This is a genomic window from Pseudomonas sp. ENNP23 (assembly GCF_001728945.1).
Taxonomy (GTDB): Bacteria; Pseudomonadota; Gammaproteobacteria; order Pseudomonadales; family Pseudomonadaceae; genus Metapseudomonas; species Metapseudomonas otitidis.
Map to the genome: position 1 here is coordinate 35,592 of NZ_LYSP01000046.1, position 9,407 is coordinate 44,998.

Below are 9,407 nucleotides of genomic sequence, written 5' to 3' on the forward strand. Positions count from 1 at the left end.
CGAACGCCCAACCCGGGAACCTGACATGAACCACCTATCCAGCGCCCGCCACGCGGCGGGCGAAGGGGACGCTTGCGCCTTGCAAACGCCCCTCTGCCTCAACCTCAACGAGTCCCCCTACGGCGTACCGCCGGCTGCCCGGCAGGCGGCCAGCGAGGCCATCGGCCTGTCCTCGCGCTACCAGTTCGAGCGGGTGGAGGCGCTGCGCCAGGCCCTTGCCCAGCGCCATGGCGTGCCGCTGGAGTGGGTCTCGCTGTACCCCGGCTCCAACCGTGCCCTGCACTACGCCACCCTGGCCTTCACCCGGGCCGATGCGCCGCTGGTGGTGGCCGCGCCGGGCTACCCGGTGCCCGAGCAGGCCGCACGCCTGCATGGCCGGGCGGCGTGCCGGGTGCCCCTGCTGGCGGACGGCGGGCACGACGTGCAGGCCATGCTCGCCGCCAGCGAGGGCGGGCTGATCTACATCGCCAACCCCAACAACCCCACCGGCACCGTCACCCACCACGCAGCGCTGCAGGCTCTGGTGGAACAGGCCGGCGCCCTGCCCCGCCCGCCCGTGGTGCTGATCGACGAGGCCTACCTGGAGTTCAGCGACGAGCCTTCGATGATCCCGGCGGTCAGCGCCCACCCCGGCCTGGTGGTCACCCGCACCTTCTCCAAGATCCACGGCCTCGCCGGGCTGCGCCTGGGCTATGCCATCGCCCAGCCTGCCGTGCTGGACCGCATGCACACCCAGCCGGCCCACGACGTGCCAGTGCCGGCCGTTGCCGCCGCGCTGGCCTGTCTGCACGACGAGGCCGAATGCGCCCGGCGCAAGGCCGCCAACACGGCCCAGCGCGAGGCCTTCTGCGCCTGGCTGGACCGCCAGGGCCTGCGCTACAGCCCGTCCCGGAGCAACTGCGTGCTGATCGACTGCCAGCGCCCGGCCGCAGAGGTGATCGCCACCCTGGCCGCAGGCGGCATCCGCGTCGGCCGCCCCTGGCCCGGCCTGGAACAGCGACTGCGCGTGACCCTCGGCACCCCCGATGAAATGACCCGGCTCCGGCACGCCCTGAGCCAGGCCCTCGACCTGCCCCGGAGCTGAACATGACTGCCTTTACCCCGACTCCCCTGCCCCGCACCCTCGGCCCCCTGGTCAGCGACCAGGCCACTCTCAGCGCCGAGGAGCGCGCCCGCTACAGCCGCCACATCCTGCTGCCGGAGTTCGGCCTGGCCGGCCAGCAGCGCCTGAAGAACGCCCGCGTGCTGGTGATCGGTGCCGGCGGCCTGGGCTCGCCGACCCTGCTGTACCTGGCAGCGGCCGGTGTCGGCACCCTGGGCATCGTCGACTTCGACCGGGTGGATGCCTCCAACCTGCAGCGCCAGGTGATCCACCGCATGGACACCCTCGGCGAGCTGAAGACCGAGAGCGCCAAGCGCACCATCGCCGCGCTCAACCCGCACGTGCAGGTGAACCTGCACGACCTGCGCCTGGACAACGACAACGCCGTGGCGCTGTTCCAGGGCTACGACCTGATCATCGACGGCGCCGACAACTTCGCCACCCGCTACCTGGTCAACGACGCCTGCGTCCTGGCCGGCAAGCCCTACGTCTGGGGCTCCATCTACCGCTTCGAAGGCCAGGCCAGCGTGTTCTGGGAAAACGCCCCCGGTGGCGGCCTGAACTACCGCGACCTCTACCCCGAGCCGCCCCCGCCGGAGCTGGCGCCGTCCTGCTCGGAGGGCGGCGTGCTCGGCGTGCTCTGCGCCGCCGTGGCCTCGATGATGGGCACCGAGGCGATCAAGCTGCTGACCGGGATCGGCGAATCCCTGCTGGGCACGCTGATGGTCTACGACGCCCTGCGCATGCGTTACCGCTACCTGCCCCTGCAGCGCGACCCGCAGCGCCAGCCCATCACCGCGCTGCAGGACTACCCGCAACTGTGCGGCCTGGGCCAACCCACGGCACCGGCCGCCCCGGTGCCGGTGATCACCCCACAGGAGCTGCAGGCCCTGCTCGGCAGCGGGCAGCCGCCCCGGCTGATCGACGTGCGTGAGCCCAACGAGTGGGACATCGTCCGTATCGAAGGCGCCGAACTGTTGCCCAAGGCCCGCGCCCTGGCCAGCCTCGGCCAGGGGCCGCTGGCCGACCGCGAGCAGCCCTACGTGATCTGCTGCAAGGGCGGCAGCCGTTCCCGCGAGGTGGTCGAGGCCATGCTCGCCGCCGGCTACCGCAACGTGCGCAACCTTCAGGGCGGCGTGCTCGCCTGGGTGCGCGACGTGGCCCCCGACCAGCCCCGCTACTGAGGACGGCCCCGATGCTCACCCTGCCCGCCGCCCTGCGCGATGCCATCGCCCACCAGGCCCGCGCCGAGCACCCGCTGGAATGCTGCGGGCTGATCGCCGCTGTGCCCGGCGAGCCCGGCAGCCTGCGCCTGGTGCCGATGCACAACGCTGCCCAGGCCGAGGACTTCTTCAGCTTCGAACCCCTGCAGCAACTGCGCGTGTGGCGCGAGATGAACGGCCGGGGCGAAGTGCCCCTGGTGCTCTACCACTCCCACACCGCATCCCGGCCCTACCCCAGCGACACCGACGTGGAGTACGCCGCCGCCTTTCCCGAGGTGTTCCACCTCATCGTCAGCACCGATCCCCGCTTCGACCTGTCGATGCGCTGCTTCCGCATCGAGGACGGCCGAATCCTGGAGCAGCCGCTGGCCTTCGACTGAACCCCATGCCCCCGACCACGAGGAACCGCCATGTCCATCACCATCCACATCCCCACCACCCTGCGCGACCTGACGGCCGGCGCAGCCCAGGTCAGCGCCCAGGGCGACAGCCTGGGTGAAGTCATCGACGACCTGGAGCGCCGCTGGCCGGGCCTGGAGCAGCGCCTGCTGAAGGGCGGCACCCTGGTGCGCTTCATGAACCTGTACGTCAACGACCAGGACGTGCGCTTCCACGGCGGCCTGGAGGCCCGTGTCGCCCCCGGCGACGAGATCACCATCCTGCCCGCCGTCGCCGGTGGCCAGGCCAGCCGGAACCCGGCATAGGAGCGGCGACCATGGGATGCCCCTTTTCCGGCGCCAGGAACGCCCTGGCGCCCCGTACCGGCGACGGCCGCTACGGCGACTACCTGAGCCTGCAGCACATCCTGCACAGCCAGGTGCCACGCTCGGAGGTGCCGGACGAACTGCTGTTCATCATCCAGCACCAGACCGCCGAACTGTGGATGAAGCTGATGCTCCACGAGCTGACCCTCGCCACCCACCACGTCGGCCGCCAGGACCTGCCCCGCACCGTCAAGGCGCTGACCCGCGTGCAGCGGATCATGGAGCACCTGATCCACGCCTGGAGCGTGCTCGCCACCCTCACCCCCAATGACTTCCTGGCCATGCGCCCGGCCCTGGGCAGCGCCTCCGGCCACCAGTCGGTGCAGTTCCGCGAGATCGAATTCCTCCTCGGCAACAAGTGCGCCCGCCACCTGGAAGACCACGCCGAGGACCCGGCAGCACTGCGCGCCCTGCAGGCCCGGTTGCTGGCGCCCTCCCTCTACGACGAGGTGGTGCGCCTGCTGGCCGCGCGCGGCCTGCCCATCGATCCCGCGCGCCTGCACGCCGCCGTCGACGAGCCCACCGGTTACGACGCCTCGGTGGAGGCCGCCTGGCTCACCGTCTACCGCGCCCCCGACGCCCACCGCGACCTCTACGAGCTGGCCGAGCAACTGGTGGCGCTGGAGGACAACGTCAGGCACTGGCGCTTCCGCCACATCGGCATGGTCGAACGGGTCATCGGCCGTCGCCAGGGCACCGGCGGCAGCAGCGGCGCCGACTACCTGCGCAAGACCCTCGACACGCTGCTGTTCCCGGAACTGTGGAACCTGCGCACCGTCCTCTGAACCCAGGAGATTTCCCGATGGCAGAACATCGCACCGCCCTGATCGTCGGCGGCGGGCTCACCGGCCCGCTGCTGGCGTGCCTGCTGCAGCGCCAGGGCTGGCAGGTCACCGTGCTCGAACAACGCCCCGACCCGCGCCTGCACACCGCCCAGGCCGGCAAGTCGATCAACCTCGCCCTGGCCGAGCGCGGCCTGCAGGCCCTACGCCTGGCCGGCCTGGACGCTGCCGTGCTGGCCGGCGCCGTGGCCATGCACGGCCGGCGGGTCCATGTGCCGGGCGTACCGGAGCAATTCCACGCCTACAGCAGCCGATCCGGGGACGCCATCTGGTCGATCCAGCGCGGCCGCTTCAACCGGCTACTGCTGGACGCGGCACAGGCAGCCGGCGCCCAACTGCACTTCGACACCCCGCTGGCGGGTATCGACTGGGCGCGCCGCGAGGTCATCGCCGGCGACCAGCGCTGGCCCTTCGACCTGCTGGTGGGCGCCGACGGCGCCGACTCCGGCGTGCGCCGGGCCATGGCCGAAGGCGGCCCCCTGGGCGAGCGCCGCGAGCGCCAGCCCCACGGCTACAAGGAGCTGAACATCCCCGCCTCCGGGCGCCTGCTGGCCGATGCCCTGCACATCTGGCCCCGAGGCGGGCACATGAGCATCGCCCTGCCGAACATCGACGGCAGCTTCACCACCACGCTGTTCCTGCCCCACGACGACGGCAGCGCCGACTGCTTCGCCCAACTGTCGGACGGCCCCACCGCGCGACGCTGGTTCGACACCCACTACAGCGACCTCTCCGCCGAACTGCCGGACCTGGAGGCGGACTTCGAGCACAACCCCATCGGCCAGCTCGGCACCCTCTGGCTGGAGCGCTGGCATGCCCAGGGCTGCGCGGTGCTGGTGGGCGATGCGGCTCACCCGATGGTGCCGTTCCACGGCCAGGGCATGAACTGCGGGCTGGAGGACGTGCTGGCCCTGGCCCGCCACCTGGCCCGGCCGCAGCCCCTGGACGCCGGCCTGCAGGCCTACGCCGAAGAGCGCCGGCCCAATGCCGACGCAATCCAGGCCATGGCCCTGGAGAACTACGTGGAAATGCGCGAACGGGTGCGCGCAGCGGACTACCAGTTGGAGCGCCAACTGGCCGCGTGGCTGGAGGCCCGCCACCCGGAGCGCTTCGTGCCGCGCTACAGCATGGTCACCTTCAGTTGCCTGCCCTACGCCACGGCCTTTGCCCGGGGCGAAGTGCAGGCCCGCCTGCTGCGGGAGGCCGTGCAGGGTTGCGAGTGCTTCGAGCAGATCGACCTGGCCAAGGCGGAGCGCCAGTTGCTCGACCGTCTCGACCCGCTGCACCCCCTGGAGGGCGCGGCATGACGGCCCTGCACGACGACCCCTTCGGCCTGCACCTGCCCCTTGAGCAGCGCGAGCGGGCCTACTCGCCGAGCAGCCTGGCGCCCGGCTTCGCCGAGACGCTGCAGCGCTACCACCGTGACAGCCGGGCCGCCGAGGCCCTCTGCGGCCCGGCCGAGGTGCTGCCCTACGGCCCCTCGCCCCGGGAGAAGGTCCTGCTGCTGCCCGCGTCCCAACCGGCCAGAGCCACCCTGGTGTACGTGCACGGCGGCTACTGGCAGGAGCTGAGCGCCGAGGACTCGCTGTTCCCCGCGCCCGGGCTGCACGCCCAGGGCTACGACCTGGCGGCGGTCGGCTACCGTCTGGCCCCCGAGGCGCGCCTGGAACAGATCGTCGAGCAGGTCGCCAGCGCCCTGCTCCAACTGCGGGCGGCCCTGCTGGCACGGGGGCGCGTACCGCATCTGGTCCTCGCTGGCAGTTCCGCCGGGGCGCACCTGGTGGCGATGATGCTCAGCCACTCCTGGGAGGGGCCGCCGCCGTTCCAGGCGGCCCTGCTGGTCAGCGGCATCTATGAACTGGCGCCGCTGATCGGCACCTACATCGACCAGCCGCTGCAGCTCACGGCGGCGCGTGCCGCCGCCCTCAGCCCCCTGCGCCGGGTACCCAATTGCAAAGTCCCGGTAGCCCTGGCCTGGGGCGAGCGGGAAACCGACGCCTTCCAGCAGCAGAGCCGCGCCATGGCCCGCCACCTGGCCCGCTACCTGCCGGTCACCGCGGTGCAGCCCTGCGCGGGGCGCGACCACTTCGACATCCTCTTCGACCTCAGCGAGCCGGCCAGCCCCCTCGGCCGCTGCCTCGCCAGCCTCACCCCGGAGCCCATGCGATGAACCAACGCCCCTGCCTCAGCGACCCCGACGTCCAGGCCATGGCCCAGGCCGCCCGCACCTTCGCTCGCCAGCAGCAGTGGGCGGTGACCGTGGCCATCGTCGACGACGGCGGCCACCTGCTGCACCTGCAACGCCTGGAGGACGCCAGCCCCATGAGCGTGGAGATGGCCACTGCCAAGGCCCGCACCGCCGCGCTGACCCGGCGGCCGACGCAGTTCTACGAGGAACTGATCCTCGGTCAGGGCCGGCTGTCCTTCCTCGCCACTCCGATGACCGGCCTGCTGGAAGGCGGCCTGCCGATCCGCGTCGGCAACACCGTGGTCGGCGCCATCGCCGTCTCGGGCGTCACCTCCGCCCAGGACACCCAGGTGGCCCAGGCCGGGATCGACGCCCTGGCGCAGGGCTGAACATCGGCAGCTAGGCGCCTCTCTTCTACTGCATAGAAGGCGTCATTCTCTGATCTGAACGCTATGCCCTGGGGTACCCGGTTCATTCGCATAAAGCGTCCGTAGTACGGACCAGAACCTCGGGCTGATCACATGACGCGAGTCACCAAAGCCCAGGTAGTGTTCTCCCATTCCGAGCGCATGGCCAAACTCGTGAATGACCACTTCCAGGCTGGCCTTGCTGACGGGGCCATCGATGTTCACATAGAGACGGCTGTCCAGAAGCCCTCGGGCGATAGTGGGCGGCAAGCTCCAGGCCCCGGAGTTTGGCTGGCTAGAAACATTGCCCTTGGCATCCGCGGCCCTCATATCCGGCGCAACGAATGCAGTGCCAACACTGACGATGATGCCACGCTTGATCTGATCGTCAGGCAAAGCCTCGATGCTAGTTCTGTCGAACACCTCGAATCCCATTTGCCGTTCGATCTCATCCATCGCCTGGATCGCACGCGCATCACCATTGGCCTTGACAGGCACAGGGAGACTCCAGCGTTTGAGAACGCCTATGGCTCTTCCCACCCATGGGTAACCTTCGCTGGAAAGATTGGTTTTCTCTACTGCGTTCCTCACATCAGCACTCACGGCATCCCTCCCCCAACTGAGCCCACAACCGCTCAGCGTCATACTGAACGTCACCACGCCAAGCAACCCTAGGAATTTCAAGTACCTGCCTCCCGGCCTGCTCAATGAAAGCGCGGAGGCTACACCTGTGCCTCGCCTGACGCCAACGGCTGCCGCTACAATGCGCGCCTTGCCCGTGTCGCCTGATAAAGAAAAAACACCATGTCCTTGCCCAAGCACCACCTCGAACTGCTCAGCCCCGCCCGTGACGTGCACATCGCCCGCGAGGCCATCCTGCATGGCGCCGACGCCGTCTACATCGGCGGGCCGAGCTTCGGCGCGCGGCACAACGCCTGCAACGAGGTGGCCGATATCGCCCAGTTGGTGGAGTTCGCCCGCCGCTTCCACGCCCGCGTGTTCGTCACCCTCAACACCATCCTCCACGACGACGAGCTGGAGCCGGCGCGCGCGCTGATCCACCAGCTGTACGACGCCGGCGTCGACGCGCTGATCGTTCAGGACATGGGCGTGATGGACCTGGACATCCCGCCGATCGAGCTGCACGCCAGCACCCAGACCGACATCCGCACCCTGGAGCGGGCCAAGTTCCTCGACCAGGCCGGTTTCTCCCAACTGGTGCTGGCCCGCGAGCTGAACCTGCAGCAGATCCGCGCCATCGCCGACGAGACCGACGCCGCCATCGAGTTCTTCATCCACGGTGCGCTGTGCGTGGCCTTCTCCGGCCAGTGCAACATCTCCCACGCCCAGACCGGCCGCAGCGCCAACCGGGGCGACTGCTCCCAGGCCTGCCGCCTGCCCTACACCCTGAAGGACGACCAGGGCCGCGTGGTGGCCTTCGAGAAGCACCTGCTGTCCATGAAGGACAACAACCAGAGCGCCAACCTCAGCGCCCTGGTGGATGCCGGCGTGCGCTCCTTCAAGATCGAAGGGCGCTACAAGGACATGGGCTACGTGAAGAACATCACCGCCTACTACCGCCAGCGTCTGGACGGCATCCTGGAAAACCGCCCGGACCTGGCCCGCGCCTCCAGCGGCCGCACCGACCACTTCTTCGTGCCCGACCCGGACAAGACCTTCCACCGTGGCAGCACCGACTACTTCGTCACCGACCGCAAGATCGACATCGGCGCCTTCGACTCCCCCACCTTCACCGGCCTGCTGGTGGGCCATGTGGAGAAGGTCAACAAGCGCGACCTGCTGGTGGTGACCCAGGAGCCGCTGTCCAACGGCGACGGCCTCAACGTGCTGGTCAAGCGCGAGGTGGTGGGCTTCCGCGCCAACATCGCCGAGCCCAAGGGCGAGTTCGAGGAAGACGGCGAGAAGCGCTACCGCTACCACGTCGAGCCCAACGAGATGCCCGAGGGCCCGTTCCGCCTGCGCCCCAACCACCCGCTCTCGCGCAACCTCGACCACAACTGGCAACAGGCCCTGCAGAAGACCTCCTCCGAGCGCCGCGTCGGCCTCTCCTGGGTCGCCAAGCTGCGTGAAGAACGCCTGGAACTGACCGCCACCAGCGAGGAAGGCGTCAGCGCCAGCGTCGCCCTGGACGGCCCCTTCGGCGCTGCCAACAAGCCCGAGCAGGCGCTGGAGCAACTGCACGACCTGCTCGGCCAACTGGGCACCACGATGTACCACGCCGACGCCGTGGAGCTGGACGCGCCCCAGGCCTTCTTCATCCCCAACTCCCAGCTCAAGGCCCTGCGCCGCGAAGCCATCGAAAAGCTCACCGAAGCCCGCGTCGCCGCCCACCCCCGTGGCGGCCGCAAGGCCGAAACCAACCCGCCGCCGGTGTACCCCGAGGCGCACCTGTCGTTCCTCTACAACGTCTACAACCAGAAAGCGCGGGACTTCTACCACCGCCACGGCGTGCAACTGATCGACGCCGCCTACGAAGCCCACGAGGAAGCGGGCGAAGTACCGGTGATGATCACCAAGCACTGCCTGCGCTTCTCCTTCAACCTCTGCCCCAAGCAGGCCAAGGGCGTCACCGGCGTGCGCACCAAGGTCGCGCCGATGCAACTGGTGCACGGCGATGAAGTGCTGACCCTGAAGTTCGACTGCAAACCCTGCGAAATGCACGTCATCGGCAAGATGAAGGGCCACATCCTCGACCTGCCCCAACCCGGCAGCGCCGCGTCCCAGGTGGTCGGCCAGATCAGCCCCGACGACCTGCTCAAGACCATCCGCCGCGCCCCGCACTGACCGCCCCCCACAACGCCCAGGCCCCCGTAGCCTGGGCTTCAGCCCAGGAAAACCCACTCCCGGACTGAAGTCCGAG

10 protein-coding genes are annotated in these 9,407 nt (G+C 69.6%); 9 read left to right on the forward strand and 1 reads right to left on the reverse strand.

From position 1 onward, the window contains the following. The first annotated feature begins 25 nt into the window (after positions 1–25). Genes A9G05_RS22100 through A9G05_RS22135 form a run of 8 tightly spaced genes read left to right on the forward strand, consistent with a single transcriptional unit; the run spans position 26 to position 6,508 of the window. A complete protein-coding gene (locus tag A9G05_RS22100) occupies positions 26–1,084 on the forward strand; it encodes an aminotransferase class I/II-fold pyridoxal phosphate-dependent enzyme (RefSeq protein ID WP_069562990.1) in 1,059 nt (352 codons plus the stop codon). 2 nt (positions 1,085–1,086) lie between these two features. Further along, complete coding sequence (gene moeB / locus A9G05_RS22105) at positions 1,087–2,286, forward strand: molybdopterin-synthase adenylyltransferase MoeB (RefSeq protein WP_069562991.1); 1,200 nt, start codon at positions 1,087–1,089, stop codon at positions 2,284–2,286. 11 nt (positions 2,287–2,297) lie between these two features. Beyond that, positions 2,298–2,705: a Mov34/MPN/PAD-1 family protein gene (locus A9G05_RS22110; RefSeq protein ID WP_069562992.1), complete on the forward strand. Its 408-nt coding sequence runs from the start codon at positions 2,298–2,300 to the stop codon at positions 2,703–2,705. Between the two features lie 30 nt (positions 2,706–2,735). After that, positions 2,736–3,029 (forward strand): MoaD/ThiS family protein, encoded by a 294-nt coding sequence (locus tag A9G05_RS22115; protein ID WP_069562993.1) that lies wholly within the window; start codon positions 2,736–2,738, stop codon positions 3,027–3,029. An 11-nt stretch (positions 3,030–3,040) separates the two neighbouring features. Next, positions 3,041–3,874 (forward strand): tryptophan 2,3-dioxygenase, encoded by an 834-nt coding sequence (locus A9G05_RS22120; protein ID WP_069562994.1) that lies wholly within the window; start codon positions 3,041–3,043, stop codon positions 3,872–3,874. A gap of 17 nt (positions 3,875–3,891) precedes the next feature. Beyond that, positions 3,892–5,238, forward strand: coding sequence for an NAD(P)/FAD-dependent oxidoreductase (locus A9G05_RS22125; RefSeq protein WP_069562995.1), 1,347 nt, complete (start codon positions 3,892–3,894; stop codon positions 5,236–5,238). Then, entirely contained in the window at positions 5,235–6,101 is an 867-nt protein-coding gene (locus tag A9G05_RS22130) for an alpha/beta hydrolase (protein ID WP_069562996.1), read from the forward strand. The genes A9G05_RS22125 and A9G05_RS22130 overlap by 4 nt, the downstream gene beginning before the upstream one ends. Then, positions 6,098–6,508, forward strand: coding sequence for a heme-binding protein (locus A9G05_RS22135; protein ID WP_069562997.1), 411 nt, complete (start codon positions 6,098–6,100; stop codon positions 6,506–6,508). The genes A9G05_RS22130 and A9G05_RS22135 overlap by 4 nt, the downstream gene beginning before the upstream one ends. Positions 6,509–6,550: 42 nt before the next feature. On the opposite strand, the gene A9G05_RS22140 is transcribed toward A9G05_RS22135, so the two are convergent. Further along, complete coding sequence (locus A9G05_RS22140) at positions 6,551–7,129, reverse strand: hypothetical protein (protein WP_139131221.1); 579 nt, start codon at positions 7,127–7,129, stop codon at positions 6,551–6,553. A gap of 201 nt (positions 7,130–7,330) precedes the next feature. Here A9G05_RS22140 and A9G05_RS22145 point away from each other — a divergent pair, with 201 nt between their 5' ends. Beyond that, positions 7,331–9,331, forward strand: coding sequence for a U32 family peptidase (locus tag A9G05_RS22145; RefSeq protein WP_069562999.1), 2,001 nt, complete (start codon positions 7,331–7,333; stop codon positions 9,329–9,331). The last annotated feature ends 76 nt before the right edge of the window (positions 9,332–9,407 follow it).

Bases quoted from the DNA above. Each gene is read 5' to 3' on its own strand.
- A9G05_RS22120 (WP_069562994.1), top strand. From the start codon at position 3,041: ATGGGATGCCCCTTTTCCGGCGCCAGGAACGCCCTGGCGCCCCGTACC.
- A9G05_RS22130 (WP_069562996.1), top strand. From the start codon at position 5,235: ATGACGGCCCTGCACGACGACCCCTTCGGCCTGCACCTGCCCCTTGAG.
- A9G05_RS22125 (WP_069562995.1), top strand. From the start codon at position 3,892: ATGGCAGAACATCGCACCGCCCTGATCGTCGGCGGCGGGCTCACCGGC.
- moeB (WP_069562991.1), top strand. From the start codon at position 1,087: ATGACTGCCTTTACCCCGACTCCCCTGCCCCGCACCCTCGGCCCCCTG.
- A9G05_RS22135 (WP_069562997.1), top strand. From the start codon at position 6,098: ATGAACCAACGCCCCTGCCTCAGCGACCCCGACGTCCAGGCCATGGCC.
- A9G05_RS22145 (WP_069562999.1), top strand. From the start codon at position 7,331: ATGTCCTTGCCCAAGCACCACCTCGAACTGCTCAGCCCCGCCCGTGAC.
- A9G05_RS22110 (WP_069562992.1), top strand. From the start codon at position 2,298: ATGCTCACCCTGCCCGCCGCCCTGCGCGATGCCATCGCCCACCAGGCC.
- A9G05_RS22115 (WP_069562993.1), top strand. From the start codon at position 2,736: ATGTCCATCACCATCCACATCCCCACCACCCTGCGCGACCTGACGGCC.
- A9G05_RS22100 (WP_069562990.1), top strand. From the start codon at position 26: ATGAACCACCTATCCAGCGCCCGCCACGCGGCGGGCGAAGGGGACGCT.